15 protein-coding genes are annotated in these 19,863 nt (G+C 31.2%); 14 read left to right on the forward strand and 1 reads right to left on the reverse strand.

Translation table 11 applies throughout. From position 1 onward, the window contains the following. The first annotated feature begins 5 nt into the window (after positions 1 to 5). The 8 genes from QMG30_RS18225 (at position 6) to QMG30_RS18260 (ending at position 10,754) form a co-directional block, all read left to right on the forward strand. Positions 6 to 1,193 (forward strand): aspartate aminotransferase family protein, encoded by a 1,188-nt coding sequence (locus QMG30_RS18225; RefSeq protein ID WP_281817858.1) that lies wholly within the window; start codon positions 6 to 8, stop codon positions 1,191 to 1,193. After that, complete coding sequence (gene carA / locus QMG30_RS18230; protein WP_281817860.1) at positions 1,193 to 2,248, forward strand: glutamine-hydrolyzing carbamoyl-phosphate synthase small subunit; 1,056 nt, start codon at positions 1,193 to 1,195, stop codon at positions 2,246 to 2,248. Before QMG30_RS18225 ends, carA begins: the two co-directional genes overlap by 1 nt. Before the next feature lie 23 nt (positions 2,249 to 2,271). Next, the gene (gene carB, locus QMG30_RS18235; protein ID WP_281817862.1) at positions 2,272 to 5,463 is read left to right on the forward strand and encodes a carbamoyl-phosphate synthase (glutamine-hydrolyzing) large subunit; all 3,192 of its coding nucleotides are present in this window, start codon (positions 2,272 to 2,274) and stop codon (positions 5,461 to 5,463) included. A gap of 197 nt (positions 5,464 to 5,660) precedes the next feature. Further along, complete coding sequence (locus QMG30_RS18240; protein ID WP_281817864.1) at positions 5,661 to 6,977, forward strand: glycoside hydrolase family 3 protein; 1,317 nt, start codon at positions 5,661 to 5,663, stop codon at positions 6,975 to 6,977. Between the two features lie 356 nt (positions 6,978 to 7,333). Beyond that, on the forward strand, positions 7,334 to 8,167 hold the full coding sequence (locus QMG30_RS18245) for a sulfide/dihydroorotate dehydrogenase-like FAD/NAD-binding protein (protein WP_281817866.1): 834 nt from the start codon (positions 7,334 to 7,336) through the stop codon (positions 8,165 to 8,167). A 32-nt stretch (positions 8,168 to 8,199) separates the two neighbouring features. Further along, a complete protein-coding gene (gltA, locus tag QMG30_RS18250; protein ID WP_281817868.1) occupies positions 8,200 to 9,591 on the forward strand; it encodes an NADPH-dependent glutamate synthase in 1,392 nt (463 codons plus the stop codon). Between the two features lie 165 nt (positions 9,592 to 9,756). Further along, a complete protein-coding gene (locus tag QMG30_RS18255; protein WP_309298655.1) occupies positions 9,757 to 10,185 on the forward strand; it encodes a DMT family transporter in 429 nt (142 codons plus the stop codon). Positions 10,186 to 10,328: 143 nt separating this feature from the next. Next, positions 10,329 to 10,754 carry a hypothetical protein gene (locus QMG30_RS18260; protein ID WP_281817871.1) on the forward strand — a complete coding sequence of 142 codons (426 nt, stop codon included), beginning with the start codon at positions 10,329 to 10,331 and terminating at the stop codon, positions 10,752 to 10,754. 137 nt (positions 10,755 to 10,891) lie between these two features. On the opposite strand, the gene QMG30_RS18265 is transcribed toward QMG30_RS18260, so the two are convergent. Continuing rightward, on the reverse strand, positions 10,892 to 12,829 hold the full coding sequence (locus QMG30_RS18265) for an NAD(+) synthase (RefSeq protein WP_281818001.1): 1,938 nt from the start codon (positions 12,827 to 12,829) through the stop codon (positions 10,892 to 10,894). Positions 12,830 to 13,120: 291 nt separating this feature from the next. Between QMG30_RS18265 and QMG30_RS18270 the strand changes: the two genes are divergently transcribed. The 6 genes from QMG30_RS18270 to QMG30_RS18295 all read left to right on the forward strand — a co-directional run bounded on the left by QMG30_RS18270 (position 13,121) and on the right by QMG30_RS18295 (position 19,851). After that, positions 13,121 to 13,570, forward strand: a complete 450-nt coding sequence (locus tag QMG30_RS18270) for a methylglyoxal synthase (RefSeq protein WP_281817872.1) — start codon at positions 13,121 to 13,123, stop codon at positions 13,568 to 13,570. Positions 13,571 to 13,675: 105 nt separating this feature from the next. Beyond that, positions 13,676 to 14,287 (forward strand): helix-hairpin-helix domain-containing protein, encoded by a 612-nt coding sequence (locus QMG30_RS18275; protein WP_281817873.1) that lies wholly within the window; start codon positions 13,676 to 13,678, stop codon positions 14,285 to 14,287. 10 nt (positions 14,288 to 14,297) lie between these two features. Next, positions 14,298 to 14,996, forward strand: a complete 699-nt coding sequence (locus tag QMG30_RS18280) for a response regulator transcription factor (RefSeq protein ID WP_281817874.1) — start codon at positions 14,298 to 14,300, stop codon at positions 14,994 to 14,996. Further along, a complete protein-coding gene (locus tag QMG30_RS18285; RefSeq protein ID WP_281817877.1) occupies positions 14,962 to 16,398 on the forward strand; it encodes a sensor histidine kinase in 1,437 nt (478 codons plus the stop codon). Before QMG30_RS18280 ends, QMG30_RS18285 begins: the two co-directional genes overlap by 35 nt. A gap of 34 nt (positions 16,399 to 16,432) precedes the next feature. Then, positions 16,433 to 17,383 carry a GerMN domain-containing protein gene (locus QMG30_RS18290; RefSeq protein ID WP_281817878.1) on the forward strand — a complete coding sequence of 317 codons (951 nt, stop codon included), beginning with the start codon at positions 16,433 to 16,435 and terminating at the stop codon, positions 17,381 to 17,383. Positions 17,384 to 17,472: 89 nt separating this feature from the next. After that, positions 17,473 to 19,851: a DNA internalization-related competence protein ComEC/Rec2 gene (locus tag QMG30_RS18295; protein WP_281817880.1), complete on the forward strand. Its 2,379-nt coding sequence runs from the start codon at positions 17,473 to 17,475 to the stop codon at positions 19,849 to 19,851. Positions 19,852 to 19,863: the final 12 nt, after the last annotated feature.

Genomic DNA, 19,863 nt, shown 5'->3' on the forward strand with positions numbered 1-19,863 from the left:
GTCAAATGGAACAACTTATAAATAAAGGTAAAGAATTACTTATGAATACATATGCTCAGTTTCCTATTGTCATAGAAAAAGGAGAAGGAGTTAAAGTGTATGATAATAAGGGCAATGAATATTTAGATTTTGTTGCGGGTATAGCAGTTAATTGTCTTGGTTACAAGAATGATAAATTAATCGCGGCACTAAAACAACAATTGGAGAAATTAATCCATTGTTCTAATCTATATTGGAATGAACCAGCTATAGAAGCTGCGGAGTTGTTGGTAGAACATAGCAAACTTGACAAAGTGTTTTTCTGTAATAGTGGTGCTGAAGCTATTGAGGGCTCTCTGAAATTAGCAAGAAAATATGCTAAGAAAAATCTGGGTGACAATAAAAATGAAATCATCACAATGAAGAATTCTTTTCATGGTAGAACATATGGAGCAGTTACCGCTACAGGTCAGCTCAAATATCAAAAAGGACTGGACCCATTACTTCCAGGTGTCAAATATGCAGAGTTCAATAATATAGAATCCTTATTACAGGCAATAGATTATAATACATGTGCAGTATTGCTCGAACCAATTCAAGGTGAAGGAGGTATAAGACCTGCTAACAAGGAGTATTTAAAACAAGTTAGAGATATATGTGATATGAATAATCTCGTATTGATATTTGATGAGGTCCAATGTGGTATGGGACGAACAGGTGAAATGTTTGCATATCAATTATATGATGTGAAACCTGACATAGTAGCACTAGCGAAAGGTCTTGGCTCAGGAGTACCTATTGGAGCAGTTATAGCTAATGAAGAGATAGCCAAGGGGTTCAACCCTGGAGATCATGCAAGTACATTCGGTGGTAATCCTTTAGCATGTACAGCTGCAAAAGTCGTATTAGAAGAAATATCTAAAAATGACTTTCTAGATAATGTTAAGGAGCAAGGAAATTACTTGACCAAGAAATTAAATGAGTTAAAAGATAAATATGAGTTCATTACTGATGTCAGAGGACATGGATTGATGAAAGGGATGGAGATGAATATCCCTGTAAAAGATGTAATCAAAAAATGTATGGAAAAAGGATTACTATTAGTTGGTTCAGGTGAACGTATAATAAGGTTCGTGCCACCTCTTATCGTAAAAAAAGATGATATAGATTCTGCTATTGCAATACTTGGTAGTGTCCTGGAAGGAGAGATTTAATGTATGCTAAATTAATTCTTGAAGATGGGACAGTGCTAGAAGGAAAAGGTTTTGGAGCTGATACTACTGTTTGTGGTGAGTTGGTCTTCAATACTGGAATGACAGGATATACGGAAATATTGACAGACCCTTCTTATGCAGGGCAAGTGGTTACAATGACATATCCTTTGATTGGTAATTACGGTATAAATGATGAAGATATGGAATCGAGCTGTATTAGAGTTTCAGGATTTGTCGTTAAGGAATACTCAGTTAATCCTAACCATTGGCAGTGTGAAAAAGATATTGATACATATCTAAAAGAAAACAATATCCCTGGTATATATGATATTGATACAAGAATGTTAACTAAGAAGATAAGAGAAAAAGGAACTATGAAGTGTATTATAACTACTGAGAATGTAGATAGGGTATTAGAGAAATTAAATGATTATAGGTTCCCTAGTAATATTGTTGAACAGGTATCTAGAAAAGATATTAAACATATTGAAGGGTCAGGTAAAAAAATTGGTGTTGTTGATCTTGGAGTAAAATCAGGTATAATTGACCAGCTTGCAAGTCTTGACTGTGATATTTATATTTTTCCTTATGACATTAGTTCTAAGAAGATTATTGAATATGATTTAGATGGAGTACTATTTTCCAATGGACCTGGCGATCCTAAGGAAGCTAATATACCAATTGAAACTGTGAAAGAAATAATAGGTAAGTTACCTGTTTTCGGAATATGTCTTGGACATCAGATTATTGCACTTGCTCTTGGAGCAGATACTTATAAACTGAAATTCGGACATAGAGGGAGCAACCATCCTGTAATGAACATAAATACTGGTAAGGTATTTATATCATCCCAGAATCATGGATATGCAGTAAAAGAAAGTAGTTTTACTAAAAATATGGAAAAGACTTTTATCAATGTTAATGACAATACCATTGAAGGATTCAGTTCTTCTTATTACAATATAGAAACAGTACAGTTTCATCCAGAAGAAGGACCAGGACCAGAAGATTGCCATTATATTTTTAGAGATTGGATTAAAGCAATTAATATGTAAAAGGATAAAGAAAGGGTGATAAAATGCCTAAGAATATAGATGTAAAAAAAGTGCTGGTTATTGGTTCTGGACCTATTGTTATCGGTCAAGCAGCAGAATTTGATTATGCAGGAACTCAAGCTTGTAAGGCTTTAAGAGAAGAAGGTATAGAAGTAGTTTTGGTTAATAGTAATCCTGCAACGATAATGACAGATGATAATATCGCAGATAAAGTCTATATCCAACCTCTTACTGTCAAAGCACTAGATTATATTATAGAAAAAGAGCGACCTGACGGTATTTTACCTACATTAGGTGGTCAAACGGGACTTAATATGGCTGTTGAATTAAAAGAAGCGGGTATTTTAGATAAATATGATGTAACACTACTTGGCACTTCTCTTGAAACCATAAAAAAGGCTGAAGACAGAGAGAGCTTCAGAAATTTGATGATTGAAATCAATGAACCCATTCCAAAAAGTAAAATCATCTGTAATATAGAAGATGGAATAGAATTTTCCAAAGATATCGGATTTCCTATTATAGTAAGACCTGCATATACATTAGGTGGTCTTGGTGGTGGAATTGCTAATAATGAATCAGAATTGAGAGACATCTTACACACAGGCCTAATGCACAGTAGAATCAATCAAGTTCTAGTCGAGCAGTCAGTGGCAGGTTGGAAAGAAATTGAATATGAAGTTATGAGAGATAGTAATGATACATGCATCATTATCTGTAATATGGAAAATATTGATCCTGTAGGTATTCATACTGGAGATAGTATTGTTGTAGCACCATCTCAGACTTTAACTGACAACGAATATCATATGCTTAGAAGTTCTTCTATAAAGATAATCAAAGCACTAGAAATAGAGGGTGGCTGTAATGTGCAATTTGCTCTTAACCCTATGAGTAAAGAATATATTGTCATAGAAGTTAATCCTAGAGTTAGTCGTTCTTCGGCATTAGCTTCAAAAGCTGCAGGATATCCTATTGCTAAGATTGCAGCTAAGATAGCTATAGGACTTAATCTACATGAAATAGATAATGCAGTAACCAAGAAGACAAAGGCTTCATTTGAACCAGCTCTTGATTATGTAGTTACTAAGATTCCTAAATGGCCTTTTGACAAGTTTGACTACGCCAATAGAGAATTAGGTACAGCTATGAAAGCAACTGGTGAGGTAATGGCTATTGATAGGACATTTGAAAGTTCTTTATTAAAAGCGGTAATATCCCTAGAGGGAAAAGAAACGGGACTCAGAAAAGAAGACCTGGAGAAGTTGACGAAAGAAGAAATCTACAACAAATTAAAAGTTGTTGATGACCAACGTATTTTTGTTCTAGCAGAAGCGTTAAGAAAGAAAATATCGGTAGATACTATTAATGAAATAACATCAGTAGATAAATGGTTCTTATATAAAATAGAGAATATAATTTCTGTAGAAAAAGAATTGAAATCTCAATTACTTACTAAAGAACTATTAGAGAAAGCTGAGAAACTAGGATTTACAGATATTGAGATATTAGATTTGTCAAAACAGTCTTACGAAACACTAGATACATTAAGAAGAGCTTACAATATTTATCCAGTTTACAAGATGGTTGATACTTGTGCAGCTGAATTCGAATCCCATACACCATATTATTATTCCACATATGAGAATGAAAATGAAAATATAATAAGTAAAAATGAAAAGATAATTGTAATAGGTTCAGGACCTATTAGAATAGGGCAGGGAATAGAATTTGATTATTGCTCAGTTCATGCTGTGTGGTCTATTAGAAATCTGGGATATGAATCAATTATCATCAATAATAACCCTGAAACAGTGAGTACAGATTTCGATATATCCAATAAATTATATTTTGAACCTCTCTTCATAGAAGATGTTCTTAATGTGATAAGAAAAGAACAACCGAAAGGTGTAATAGTTCAATTTGGTGGACAAACAGCTATCAATCTCGCTCCAAAACTAGTTAAAAATGGGGTTCAGATACTTGGAACTTCTGTAGATTCTATTGATGTTGCAGAAGATAGAGAGAGATTTGATAAGTTATTGAATCAATTGAATATAAATAGACCTAAGGGAAGTTCTGTATCATCTGTTAAAGAAGCATTACAAGTAGCTAATGTAATAAATTATCCTGTTCTTATAAGACCTTCATATGTCATTGGTGGTAGAGCAATGATGGTTGTAAGAAATGATAATGATTTAAAACAATATTTGAATGAAGCTGCATCCATATCATCAGATTATCAAATACTTATAGACGAATATATAGAAGGTATAGAAGTTGAAGTAGATGCCATATCAGATGGAGAAGATATATTGATTCCTGGAATCATGGAACATATTGAAAGGACAGGTGTTCATTCAGGTGATAGTATATGTGTGTATCCTCCTCAGACTTTATCTGAAGAAGTGATGGATACCATAATAAGTTATACTAAGAAGATTGCAAAAGCATTAGAAGTCATTGGACTCATGAATATACAATTTGTTGTTAGAGATGAAGAAGTGTATATCATAGAGGTTAACCCAAGAGCATCGAGAACTGTACCTATACTTAGTAAAGTAACTAAGATACCTATGGTTCAGATAGCTATGGAAACTATATTAGGAGATAAATTAAAAGATATGCCTTATGGCATCAATCTTGCAAAGACAACTAATTTAGTTGCAGTAAAAGCTCCTGTATTTTCATTTGTCAAGTTAAATAATGTAGATGTTGCATTAACTCCAGAAATGAAATCTACAGGTGAGGTATTAGGTATTGATTCCAGTTATGAGAAAGCTCTATACAAGGCTTTTGTAGCAGCCGGATATAAATTTTATGATGAAGGCGATGTATTAATATCAATTAATGATGAAAGTAAGGAAGAAGCTCTTATCTATATTAGGAAGCTTGCGGAATTTGGGTTCAAAATACATTGTACAGACGGAACTAATAAGTATCTGAATGACATGGGAATCAATAGTACTGAATTATCTGATGATATAGATGTTGTAAGAGATAAAATGAAAAATGGTGAAATAATTATGGTATTCAATATTCCCACTAAAGGTAAAGATATAAACAGAGACGGTTTCAAACTTAGAACTTTTGCACAGCACTTAGGAATACCTTGCTTCACATGTATTGATACTCTTAGAGAATATCTTAATGTGATGGAATTCATCAATATAGAAAATACATTTACTTTTGAAACAATAGACTATTATCAATAACTTAATATTTCCTATATACAATTTAGCGATTTATACAATTAAATTAATAAAATCCTTTTTTTACTTAATAAAATAGTATATAATATGTTTTGACATATTGTATACTATAATTTTAATATAGTATTTTACCGTTTCTGACGGTTGATTATGTTATGCAACTTAGTGTAACTAGACATAAAAAAAGAAAGGATTAATTAATGAATAGAATAATATGTTTGTTGGTTGTTTTAGTTTTCTTGATGACAGGCTGCTCATTTGATGAAAATAACCAGAATGATAATGTAACTAAAGAAGAAGAGAACATAAATGGTACAGATAATGAAGTAATCGTAGATGAAAATGTAGGCGAAGATAAAGAAACTAAGGATATTGATACAATAGATAAAACTGACGACGAAAAGATAGATGATATAATTGATGGGATGACGTTAGAAGAAAAGATAGGACAAATGTTCATAATAGATGCTGATTCTCTTAATGGTAATACAGTTCTGACTGAGCTTGACGATTCTGGTAGAGAATTACTAGAAAAGTATAACTTGGGTGGAGTGATTTTCTTCAAAAACAATATAGATACCATAGCTCAAACTGAAAAGTTAATTGATGATATTCAAGAAGCATCAGAAATTCCACTTTTCATTTCAGTCGATGAAGAGGGAGGTATAGTATCAAGAATAGCTAAGAATCCTAATATGCATGCAACAATTTTACCTGATAATAAAGAAATAGGAGATACTAAAAAACCTGAAAATGCATATAAAATAGGAAAAATACTTGGAAGAGAAATATCATCTCTAGGATTTAACATGAATTTTGCTCCTGTGGCAGATGTAAATACTAATCCTGACAATACAGTTATAGGTGTTAGAGCTTATGGTAGTGATGAATATTTAGTTGGTGATATGGTATATAATTGTGTGAAAGGATTACAGGAAGAGAATGTTTCAGCTGTTGTTAAACATTTTCCAGGTCATGGAGATACGACTAATGATACTCACTTAGGTTCAGTAGTTATTAACCATGATATTGAAAGACTTAGAGAGATAGAATTTGTACCATTCAAAAAAGGAATTGAGGCTGATGTGGATGGAGTGATGTTAGCACATATTAAAGCACCCTTAATAGATGAAACCAATACAGAAGCATCGTTATCTAAGAAGATCGTAACTGATATCCTTAGAAAGGAATTAGGCTATGATGGGCTTGTTATCACTGATGCTCTTAATATGGGAGCAATAGTTAACCAATATGGAACAAAAGAAGTATGTTTAAAAGCAGTAGAAGCTGGTGTTGACATATTACTTATGCCTATACCATTTAAAGAAGGATATACTGGAATTTTAGAAGCTATTGATTCTGGAATTATATCTGAAGATAGAGTTGATAAATCCGTTAGAAGGATATTAAGAGTTAAGTTGAAAAGAGAACTATTCAGTAGAAGTAGTGCTAAGGATGCAGATGAAATTCTTGGAGGTAAAGAAAACCGAGAATTGTTGGATAGCATTTTCAAGTAAAAGAATTAGTCAACAACTGAAATTTCATTTATTATTATATAATAAATTATGATATAATTTAAAAAAGAGTTATAAGTTGAATTAAATGATTACAAAAGAAATCTCAATTATTTAGTTCTATTCAACTTATAGAATTAAGGAAAATATATTGAACTTATTGAATGAATATATATATATGTATAAGTTCAATATATATATAAGTTGAATTAAATAATTACAAAAGAAACTGCAATTATTTAGTTCTATTCAACTTATAGAATTAAGGAAAATATATTGAACTTATTGAATGAATATATATATGTATAAGTTCAATATATATAAATGAAATAATAGAATATAGAAATGAGGTAATTTAAGTGTACAAAATTGTAAAGAAGAAAACCATCAATAGTCAAGTTGAGTTAATGGTTGTAGAAGCTCCTTTTACCGCTAGAAAATGCGAGCCAGGACAATTTATTATTCTTAGAGTAAATGAAGATGGTGAAAGAATTCCACTAACTATTGCTGATTATGACAGAGAAGCTGGAACAGTAACAATTATATATCAAGTTGTTGGGTATTCAACTAAATTACTTAGTAAGAAGCAAGAAGGAGATTGTATTAATGATTTTGTTGGACCTCTAGGTCAGCCAACTGAACTTAAAAAATGTGACAGAGTATTAGGTATAGGTGGAGGCGTTGGAGCTGCTCCTCTTTATCCTCAAATAAAGAAATTAAAATCAATGGGTGTTAGTGTTGACGTTATCATTGGTGGACGTAGTGAAGAATACATAATTCTTGAAGATGAATTTAAAGAGGTTTGTGACAATATCTATTTTGCTACTAATGATGGAACTAAAGGTACAAAAGGATTTGTAACTGATGTTCTAAATGAGTTATTGGAAAAAGGGAATAAGTATGATGAAGTTATAGCTATAGGACCTTTGATTATGATGAAAGCTGTTGTTTCAGTTACTAAACCTCTTAATATACCAACTGGTGTATCACTTAATCCTATTATGATAGATGGAACTGGTATGTGTGGAGGCTGTCGTGTCACTGTAGGTGGAGAAACAAAATTTGCATGTGTTGATGGACCTGACTTTGACGGATTCTTAGTTGATTTTGATGAATGTATGAGAAGACAAAGCTATTACAAAGAAGAAGAAGACCATGTATGTAAATTGGATGGTGTCAAGAATAAAAAATAGTTCTAATACAAATGAAATTAGGAGTGAATGAAATGCCCAATATGAGTAAAGAAAAAGTTAAAATGAAGGAGCAGGATCCTTTAGTTAGAATAAAGAATTTTAATGAAGTTACTTGTGGTTACACTTTAGAAGAAGCTATGGAAGAAGCAGGAAGATGTTTACAATGTAAGACAAGACCATGTGTTGGTGGATGCCCTGTTAATGTTCCGATTCCTGAATTCATAAAAGAGGTTAGAGATGGAAATATAGAAGAAGCTTACAATATTATTTCCAAAGAAAATAGACTTCCAGCTATATGTGGAAGAGTCTGTCCTCAGGAATCCCAATGTGAAGGTAAATGTGTAAGAGGTAAAAAAGGTGAACCAGTAGCTATTGGTAGACTTGAACGTTTTGTTGCTGATTATCATATGAAAAATAATAAAAAAGATGTGGTAAAACCAGAATCCAACAATAAGAAAGTTGCAGTCGTAGGTGGTGGACCTGCAAGTATGACATGTGCTGCTGATTTAGCTAAAAAAGGTTACCAAGTAACTATTTTTGAAGCACTTCATCAACTTGGAGGGGTACTCATGTATGGTATACCTGAGTTCCGTTTGCCAAAAGATTTAGTTCAGACAGAGTTGAAAAGTGTTACTGATCTAGGTGTAAAAGTTGAAAAAAATGTAATTGTAGGTAAATCAATCACTATTGACGAATTATTTGAAGAAGAAGGATTTCAAGCTGTATTCGTAGGTAGTGGTGCAGGACTTCCAAGATTCATGAATATAGAAGGTGAAAATCTTAATGGAGTATACTCAGCTAATGAGTTCCTTACAAGAGTCAACCTTATGAAAGCTTATGATTTCCCTAACAGTCCTACACCAGTGAAGATAGGTGAGAGAGTTGCTGTCATAGGTGGTGGTAATGTTGCTATGGATGCAGCCAGAACCGCTAAAAGACTTGGAGCTAAAGAAGTTAAGATAGTGTATAGAAGAAGTAAAGAGGAACTACCTGCAAGAATTGAAGAAGTACATCATGCAGAACAAGAACAGATTATATTTGATCTACTAAAAAATCCAGTAGAGATACTTGGTGAAGATGGACATGTTACTGGCATGAAATGCATTAAAATGGAGTTGGGTGAACCAGATGAAAGTGGTAGAAGAAGACCACAGCCAATAGAAGGTAGCGAAGAAGTTATGGATGTAGATATTGTTGTTGTAGCTATTGGTCAAACACCTAATCCTTTACTTAGGAATACAACAGAAGGACTTGATGTTAACAAAAGAGGTTGTATTATAGTTAATGAAGATACTATGGAAACTACTATAGATAATGTATATGCAGGTGGAGATGCTGTTACAGGAGCCGCAACTGTTATTCTTGCAATGGGAGCAGGAAAAAAAGCGGCTAAAGCTATTGATAAAAAATTAAGTGAAAATTAGATATAATGATATTCTTGAGCTGTTGTACTAAGTTATAAGTGCAATAGCTCATTTTATATTAAATTAGGAAAGTTCTACTTTCTCTTTTGAATATAAATACCAATCAGTGTAATAATAAATCTAAAAGCTCTTGAAGAGTAATTTTCATGAGAAAGGTGATAAATGATGGGTATTATATTAGCTATAGTTGCAGGGGCACTTATGAGTGTCCAAGGTGTTTTTGATACTAGAGTTACGGAGAGTTCCTCAATATGGGTAACCAACTCATTTGTACAGATAACAGGATTTTTGGTTTGTATATCAGCATGGTTCTTTACTGGGAGACAAAGCTTTGCAGATTTATTGAAGGTAGATAGCAAATGGTACCTTACCGGTGGTATTTTGGGAGCTTTCATAATATTTGGAGTCGTAAAAGGTATGTCTGCATTAGGTCCTGCCTATGCTGTTATGCTGATACTGATAGCTCAATTGATAATTGCTTATTTGATTGAATTATTAGGTATTTTTGGAACTGATCAAGTAGCTTTTCAATGGAGAAAAATGATTGCTGTAGCTATTATGATAGGGGGTATAATTTTATTCAAATGGGATTAACATTTAAAGGATATATTTTATTAATATACCTGAAGTGTTATATAACAACAAAATATAATATGTATAAAAATGTAATTATGTTTGACATTCATGATAGAAAGATTCATAATTAAATAAGGCCAAAAAATAAAAGGGGGATACATATGAAGAAGAGAAAAGGTTTTGGGAGATTTTTATTGATTATCGGGGTTTTAATTACTGGAGGAGCAATTTTTGTATTAAAGAAATTGAAGAACATAAGTAAATCATACGATAAGCTTACTCTATTTAATAACGAAGAAATCAAATTTGATACAGAAGATGATATTAAAGATACAGCAATTGCATTTAGTGATGCTAGTATAGATTTTACTGATTTGGATATTACTGAAGCATCAATCAAATTACTGATCCTATTCAGCAATGTAAAGATAAAAGTTCCTGAAGGTTGGAAAGTGATATTGAATGGAGATAAAAAATCTAGTAATTTGGATGAAAGTATCTCTGAAGATAGCATACCAGAAGATAATCCTATAATTCTTAACATTGATTATGATATAAGCTATTCTAATGTAAAAATAACCAATTAAATGAATAAGAGATATAAAAAGAAGCTAGGAGCATAATGCTAATAACTTCTTTTTATATTGGGGTAGATTATACTTCTATATAAAAATTAATCTTATATTTTAGATATGAATAAATAACTTCTTGTATATTCTAATGACTATAATTGTTCTATTTCTTCTAACCAAATCTTAGATACCGCGTCACTAGGCATTCTTAGATCTCCTCTTGGAGATAAGCAAATTGAACCTACTTTTGGTCCATCTGGTATACAAGAACGTTTGAATTGTTGCATGAAAAACCTTTTATAAAAAGTATTTATCCATTTTTTGATAGTATCACAAGAATATTTACCGTCAAAAGCTTGTAGAGCTAATCTGTATACTTTTGTAGGAGAAAAACCAAATCTTAACATATTATATAAGAAGAAATCATGTAATTCATATGGACCGACTACTTCTTCTGTTTTTTGCTTAATCTTTCCTGTGTTTTTATCGGGAGGTAGAAGTTCTGGACTGACAGGTGTGTCCAATATATCCATTAAAACTGCTTTAGCATTTTCACCAACCTTATAATCACTTATCCATTTGACAAGATATCTTACTAGCGTTTTAGGGATAGTAGTGTTAACAGAATACATAGACATATGATCTCCGTTATAGGTTGCCCAACCTAGAGCCATTTCTGATAGATCTCCTGTACCGATTACGATACCATTCAATTTATTAGATAGATCCATCAATATTTGTGTTCTTTCTCTAGCTTGTACATTCTCATAAGTAGTACTATGGTTAGTAGGGTCATGTCCTATATCTTTAAAGTGAACAAGGCAAGATTGCTTAATTGATATTTCCTTAATTGTTACACCAAGGTGATTCATTAAGGATATGGCATTATTATAAGTTCTATCGGTTGTTCCGAAACCTGGCATTGTGACACCTATTATATTTTTCCTGTCTTTACCCAATAAGTCATATGTCATAGTACATACCAGCAAAGCAAGAGTTGAATCCAAACCACCCGAAATACCTACAACTACTTTTTCACATCCAATATGTTTGATTCTTTTAGCTAGTCCCAATGTTTGGATAGAAAAAATTTCCTCGCATCTTTTACTTCTTTTTTTCTGGTTATTTGGAACAAAAGGCTGAGGGTCTATATATCTATCAATTTTATCTTGCATGATATTCAAGTCAAATGGTACAATTTGATATTGTAAATCAAAACGAGAGGTTAAGTGATTAGAATAGCTAGTCATTTTAATCCTATCAGCCATTAATTTTTCTATATCAATATCAGAATATATTAGATTTGATTCCAATTGGAATCTTTTGTTTTCTTTTAATTTCGTACCATTTTCATATATTAGGCAATGTCCACTGAAAACAACATCCGTAGTAGATTCACCAAAACCTGCAGAAGAATATACATAAGATGTGATAGTTTTTGCTGATTGAGATGATACTAAAGCTTTTCTATACGAACTTTTACCTACTAAGTCATTACTAGCAGATGGATTAAGTATAATAGTTGCTCCATTGATTGCATGTACTGTACTAGGTGGTAATGGAGACCAGAGATCTTCACATATGTCTATACCTATACATAGATCTTCATATCTAGTATGTTTAAATAGAATAGAAGACCCAAAAGGAACGTCTTCACCGTCAATAATTATTTTATCATTAGTTATGGTTTCTGAGGATGAAAACCATCTTTGCTCATAGAACTCATTATAATTGGGTATATAAGTCTTGGGTACGACACCTAAGATTTTACCATTGGAGATTGTTGCAGCACAGTTATATAATGCGTTTTTATATTTAATTGGGATACCAACCACAAAAAGAATTTCTTTACCAGTAGAATATTTTTTCAGTAAAATCAATTTTTCTATGCTCTTTCTTATTAAAGGTTCTTGGAAAAAAAGGTCGGCGCATGTATAACCTGTAATACACAATTCAGGTAAAACAAGAATTGATACATTTTTGTTAACTGCATCATCTATTAGTTTGATTATTTCATTAGTATTAAAATCCACGTCTGCAACTTTTATTGTAGGAGAAGCAGAAGCGACTCTAACAAATCCATTATTTATCATGTCTTTCACTCCATTTACTATTTAGATATTTATCTTTAGAATTATTAAAATTTATTTGATGTATTTATTATACCACACTAGATTGATGATATTACATAATTAATTGTTATATTTATATTAAATGCATTGTAAATTTATTGGATTTTATGTACAATGAATAGTAAGGTATATATTAATACTTAAGATTATATGTTGAATTATGTTAAGTTATAAATTATAATATTAATGTTAAATTCAGTGTATATAGGTAAAACTTTAAAAAATAAATCTTATTTAGGAGGAAAACATATGTTCCAAGTTAAAATGGGGAAACAAAAACATATAGCATTAGTAGCTCACGATAATAGAAAAAAAGATTTGATAGAATGGGTTACAAAAAACAAATCAGTATTATCAAAACATTTTTTGTATGCAACTGGAACAACAGGTGGTATAATAGCAAAAGAAACCAACTTACCCGTAAGAAGATATAAAAGTGGACCTTTGGGTGGTGACATGCAGATAGGGGCTAGAATTATTGAAAATGATATTGATTTTCTTGTTTTCTTCTGGGATCCATTAGAAGCACAGCCACATGATCCTGATGTAAAAGCATTACTTAGGATTGCTGTTCTATATGATATACCAGTAGCATCAAATGTAGCTACAGCAGATTTTTTATTTAGTTCATCTCTTATGGATAAGGAATATAATAGATATATTATCGATTATGGGACAAGAATAAAGAGAAAATACTAAATAAATTAGAGGGGATTCATAATTATATTTAGCTCTATACTTATTTACTTTAATTATTGAAATTTAACTAGAGTATAATATGATTTTGGATGGAGAGATATAATTATGAAGAACAAATGGTTTTACGGTTTATTTATATTGCTGGTAATGGTAGTTGGTATATATTATGTTCAATCTAATGATGTCACTATAGATGCAAGTGAAGATGTAGGTGATAATAGTAATATTGAGGCTGAAGATACTAGCGCTGAAGAAAATACTGGAAACAATACCGATGGCAGTGAGGAATTAGCAAATACCATTATTGTACATATTTGTGGTGAAGTAGTAAACGAAGGAGTCTATGAAACTGATGAGGACTCAAGGGTTTATGAAGTAGTTGAATTGGCAGGTGGTTTGACTGATGATGCTGCTACAGATTATGTTAATCTAGCTAGAATAGTAAAAGATGGTGAACAGATAATTTTTCCTAGCAAAGAAGAAATAGAAACTGGAGAATTTAGCACTGATGATGTAGAGGGAACATTAGTAAATATTAATACTGCATCAGTAGAAAGATTGACGACTCTTTCAGGTATTGGTGAATCACGTGCAAAACTTATTATTAAGTATAGAGAAGAACACGGTGATTTTGAAATAATTGAAGATATTATGAAAGTAAGTGGTATAAAAGAAGGGTCTTTTAATAAAATAAAGGATTCGATTATTGTAAAGTGAGGTGTCTGCTATGTCTAAAAGGATATTAGTGGTGGATGATGAAAAATTAATAGTAAAGGGTATAAAATTTAGTCTTGAACAGGAAGACATGATAGTGGATGTTGCTTATGACGGGCAGGAAGCTTTTGATTTAGCTAAAACAAATGTTTATGATCTTATTATATTAGATGTCATGTTACCTAAAATTGATGGGCTATCTGTATGTAGGCAGATTAGAGAGTTTTCCAATATGCCTATAATCATGTTAACGGCAAAAGGTGAAGATATGGACAAAATTCTTGGACTAGAATATGGTGCAGATGATTACATGACTAAGCCATTCAACATACTTGAGCTGAAAGCTAGAATGAAAGCAGTTCTTAGAAGAATTAAAACTGAATATAATGGTGACTCTGAAACTGTTATTAATTCTGGAGAACTAAAAATTGACTGTGAGAGCAGAAGAGTCTTTATTAACAATGAAGAAATTAATTTGACAGCGAAGGAATTTGATTTACTTGAACTTTTTAGTAAGCACCCGAATAAAGTATATAGTAGAGAGAATCTACTAAATATAGTTTGGGGATATGATTACCCTGGTGATGTAAGAACGGTGGACGTACACGTAAGAAGACTTAGAGAAAAAGTAGAGCCAAATCCAAGCGAGCCTAAGTTCATTCATACTAAGTGGGGTGTTGGTTATTATTATCAGAACAAGAAAAATATTTAATAGCATAAGGGCTAAGATATTTATATCATATGTAATCGTAAGTATCATACCACTGATCCTATTAACTAACATATTAATTAACTCTTTAGAAAAATATTATGTAAGTGAAAATTCAAGGTCTATGTTTAGACAAGCCAATATAATATCTACTAATTTGATGGTTAGAGGATTTATTAGTGATAGTTCAGGGATCAAAGACTATGTGAGTGTAATTGGGAGTCAAGATTATGAAAGAATAATAATACTTGACTCTAGAAGCACAGTGAAGTATGATTCTAATGGAATTGATACTGGTAAGGCATATGCAACGCAAGAAGTAATTGATGCATTAAAAGGTAAAAGCAGTTCGTCATTCAAAAAGAATATGAATATAGCGAAAGTAATAACACCTATAAAAGATGAAAAAAAGGATGAAGTATACGGAGCTATAATATTAACAAATTCATACGATGGTATCAATAATTCTATTAATAGCTTGAAAAGCATTTCGTACCTGATTATATTAGCAATGTTGATTCTAATACTAACATTGAGTTATAATTTCTCAGGACTCATAACGAAGCCCTTTAAGAAATTGTTAATAAGCATTAATAAAATTACTGATGGAAATGTGGATGAAAAAATTGACATTAAAGGGAATAACGAAATTGAGGAAATTGGAACTGCATTTAATCATATGACTGATAAGTTGGAACAGGTTGACGAAGGCAGGCAGCAATTTGTAGCTAACGTGTCACATGAATTGAAGACACCCCTAAGTTCAGTAAAAGTATTAGCGGAATCGTTATTAATGCAACCTGATGCTCCAAAAGAATTATATAAAGAATTCTTTGAGGATATTAGTAATGAGATTGAGCGAGAGACTACAATAATAAACGATTTACTTACTATGGTGACATTGGATAAAAATGATAATGAGTTAACTATCAGTGAAACTAATCTTAACTTGCTCATTGAATCAATATTGAAAAGATTGAAGCCTTTAGCTGATATTAAAGGTGTAGAGATGGTTTTTGAAAGTTATAGAGAAGTTATAGCTGAAGTTGATAAGACTAAAATCTCATTGGCATTGACTAATCTTATAGAAAATGGTATAAAGTATAATAAAGAATATGGGACTATAAAAGTTACACTTAATTCCGATTACAAAAACGCACAGGTATTAGTTAAAGATACTGGAATAGGTATACCAGAAGAAAGCATCAATAAAATTTTTCAAAGATTTTATAGAGTTGATAAAACACGTTCGAGGGAAACAGGGGGTACAGGGCTTGGATTGTCTATTACACACCAAGCTATACTTATGCATCAAGGATTTATAAGGTGTAGTAGTGAACTAGGAAGTGGAACAACTTTTGAAGTTAGTATACCACTAAAAAGACCAATACATGAAAATATATAAATCTAAGAGCTTATTTCGTTGGAGGTGTTACAAATTGGGGAAAATATTGAAATTCAGTATTTTGTATGTTTTTCTTATTATCGTTTTAACAGGTTGTGGAACTAAATCTGACAATGTTAATGTTGAATCTAGTGAGAAAAACACCAAAATAGTTTTAACAAACAAAAAGAATAATTCATGGATATCCAAAGAAGTTAGCATATCTAGTGTTAGTGTTGAGGATATGGTGAAAGAAATATTTGAACTTTTACAAAATGGTATTGAAGATGATGTAGAAACAGTAAGTACTGTACCTTCTAATATAAAGTTATTAGAAGTGATATTGGACGAACCTAATTTAATAATAAATCTATCAAAAGAATATTCGTTACTTGACACGGTTGAAGAAAACATTTGTCGTGTATCGTTGATTTCTTCACTTACAGAATTAGATTCTATCGATAAGGTAGAGATTTATGTTGAAGGAGTACCATTAAAAGGACCAGATGGTAAAGCTATCGGACCTATTGGAAAGGATCAATTAGTGTTTGATGATCCGGAAAATGAAAATATTACAACAAGAAAAGTGTTATTATATTTTTCTGATGCAGAAGGTACTGGATTAGTTCCTAAAGAAGTTGAAGTACAAGTTGATCCTAATGAACCTTTAGAGAAAATGGTTTTGAATTTATTAATAAATTTACCATTAACTGAGGAAGAAGTTAGAACTATACCTACCGAAACTAAAGTTATCAATACATCTGTAAGTGAAGGTGTATGCTATGTAGATTTCAGTAAAGAATTTAAATCCAAGCATGAAGGTGGGTCTACTGGTGAATTACTCACTATTTATTCAATAGTGAATACATTAACAGAACTTCCAGATATCAATAAAGTACAATTTTTGATTGAAGGGGAAAAAGAAGAACTCTTCAAAGGACATTTACAATTCAATATATTGTTTGAAAGAAATCTAGATCTAGTTATAGATAATAAAGAAAAATAGTGTTTTCCACTTCTCTACAATAAGGGAGGTGGAAAATTTTTATTATACTAAGGTTAGTAGTTGAGAGGGGCTTTTTGGGGAGAACTTTTATGAAAAGACCTGCATTATTTATTTGCTTCTTTTATTTAGTTGGATTGATTGTAGGATATTATGTCAGTAATTGGTTGCTTATTATAGCATTCTTTGTTCTTTCAATTGTAGTATCAGTACTCTTATATAAGACGTATTTATGGAGAACTATTCTATTTTTTCCATTCATATGCTTATTTGCATACACAAATATATGTAATCACATGGATTTTAGGAATAATGATATAGATGACCTTTTTGATGATAGCATTTCATGTAAAGCAGAAGGATATGTTGATTCATTATCTTGTATGGAGGATAAAATTGAGTTTGTTTTATCTGCTGATGAAATTACAATAAACAATGTGGTATATAATGAAAACACTATTCTGAAAGTATATGATAATAAGACAACAGATATAAATATCGGGGATCATATTGTTGTTATTGGTGATTTGAACAAATTGGCAGAACCAACTAACCAAGGGCAATTTAATGAAGAAAAATATTATAGAGTGAGAGAGATTAAATATAAATTATTTCTCTCTGATTATGAAATAATAACTAGTAAGAAAATGTTACCTGGTTTAAAATATTCTATTAAGAGAATGTTATTTGATTTCAAGAACGAAGCTATTGAAATATTTGATAGGATATTGCCTAATGAACAAGCCAATTTAATGAAAGCTATGATATTAGGAGATAAATCTTATTTATCAGTAGATACTAAAAAGATATATGCTGAGTCAGGTATATCTCATGTTCTTGCTATATCTGGTCTACATATAGCAATCTTAGGCTATGGATTCTATAGATTCATATGTTTGTTGTTATCAAGGAAAAAAGGGGTAATAATTACAATTATTTTTTTAGTATCGTATTGTATTTTAACTGGAGCAAGTGTTTCGACTGTTAGAGCTGTAATTATGCTTTCTATCATTCTCTTAGCTTATTATTTTGGAAGAACATATGATATATACTCATCAATTTCTACAGCTGCAATTATTTTATTAACGATTAATCCATATAATTTGTGGGATACAGGTTTCTTGTTGTCTTTTTCAGCTGTTATAGGTATAATTACAATCGCACCAGTACTTAATCAAATATATAATAAAACCAATAATGGTATTATATCGACTTTTAATGTGAGCCTAGCGGCAACACTGGGTACTATGCCTGTGATGCTTCTGAATTATTACGAGATACATATTTATTCTGTATTGGTCAATATATTAGTAGTACCACTTATGTCGATTGTTGTATTATTTGGCTTCATAGGACTTGTCGGTGGATTTTTTTCTGTTTTCATAGGCAAAATATGTTCTGGGATAGTTTTTTATATACTTAATTTCTATGACTTCTGCTGTAATTTAGTTAAGTATCTTCCGTTCAATACAATTACTATAGGTAAACCGAAGTCCATAAGCCTTATACTGTATATTGTAATATTGATTCTAATGGCATTACTTGCTAATGAAAGATTTAATAAGCAAGTAATCAAAAAGTATATTATTATAACAGTGTGTGGATTGCTTATCATAAATTTTGCTGATTACATTATCAAAAAACCTCTTAAAATAGTTCATTTAGATATAGGTCAAGGTGATAGTGCTGTGGTGATTTCACCTGATAGGAAAGTATATGTTATTGATGGTGGAGGTAATCAAAGAAAGAAGACCACGGATAGAGATACAGGATATTATATATTAAAGCCATATCTGAAATATAATGGTATCAGTAAAATAGATTGTCTCATAATGACACATAGTGATAGAGACCACGTTGGTGGACTGATAGAACTTATAGACTATTTTAAAATAAAAAATATTATTGTACCTTATGCTTATAAACATAAGAAGGAAGAAGATATATTATTAGAGGAACTCATAAATAAGGCATCCAAGAAAAAAATAAATGTTGTTTACCTAAAAGAAAATGATATCATAAGAGATAGATATATTAATTTTGAAGCTTTATATCCGATTGATGAAATAAAAGAATTTCCTAATAACAATGCTTATTCTTTGGTACTAAATCTAAAGTATAAGTCTTTTAATGAATTATTCACAGGTGATATAGAAAAGCAAGAAGAACAAAAAATTAACTATAAATATACAGATTATTTAAACAGTGATATAATGAAAGTGCCACATCATGGCTCTAATACTTCTTCAACGGAAGAGTTTATTAAAAATGTTATACCTAAGGTTGCTGTAATTAGTTCTGGAAGAAACAATAAATTTGGACATCCACATAAAGAGATACTAGATAGGTATGAAAAATATGATATACCCATTTTCAATACAGCTTGGGATGGTGCCATTACTATAAAAACTGATGGAAATAATATAGGTCTCAGTACATATTACAGTAATAGACATATGTTTATAAAGTAAAATGAATTTTAG

Origin of the sequence: Vallitalea longa (assembly GCF_027923465.1) — a bacterium.
GTDB lineage: Bacteria > Bacillota > Clostridia > Lachnospirales > Vallitaleaceae > Vallitalea > Vallitalea longa.

What these genes read in the sequence shown, in the direction of transcription:
- QMG30_RS18295 (WP_281817880.1), top strand. Translation starts at nt 17,473, where the DNA reads ATGAAAAGACCTGCATTATTTATTTGCTTCTTTTATTTAGTTGGATTG.
- QMG30_RS18270 (WP_281817872.1), top strand. Translation starts at nt 13,121, where the DNA reads ATGTTCCAAGTTAAAATGGGGAAACAAAAACATATAGCATTAGTAGCT.
- QMG30_RS18240 (WP_281817864.1), top strand. Translation starts at nt 5,661, where the DNA reads ATGAATAGAATAATATGTTTGTTGGTTGTTTTAGTTTTCTTGATGACA.
- gltA (WP_281817868.1), top strand. Translation starts at nt 8,200, where the DNA reads ATGCCCAATATGAGTAAAGAAAAAGTTAAAATGAAGGAGCAGGATCCT.
- QMG30_RS18255 (WP_309298655.1), top strand. Translation starts at nt 9,757, where the DNA reads ATGGGTATTATATTAGCTATAGTTGCAGGGGCACTTATGAGTGTCCAA.
- QMG30_RS18225 (WP_281817858.1), top strand. Translation starts at nt 6, where the DNA reads ATGGAACAACTTATAAATAAAGGTAAAGAATTACTTATGAATACATAT.
- QMG30_RS18275 (WP_281817873.1), top strand. Translation starts at nt 13,676, where the DNA reads ATGAAGAACAAATGGTTTTACGGTTTATTTATATTGCTGGTAATGGTA.
- QMG30_RS18260 (WP_281817871.1), top strand. Translation starts at nt 10,329, where the DNA reads ATGAAGAAGAGAAAAGGTTTTGGGAGATTTTTATTGATTATCGGGGTT.
- QMG30_RS18280 (WP_281817874.1), top strand. Translation starts at nt 14,298, where the DNA reads ATGTCTAAAAGGATATTAGTGGTGGATGATGAAAAATTAATAGTAAAG.
- carB (WP_281817862.1), top strand. Translation starts at nt 2,272, where the DNA reads ATGCCTAAGAATATAGATGTAAAAAAAGTGCTGGTTATTGGTTCTGGA.
- carA (WP_281817860.1), top strand. Translation starts at nt 1,193, where the DNA reads ATGTATGCTAAATTAATTCTTGAAGATGGGACAGTGCTAGAAGGAAAA.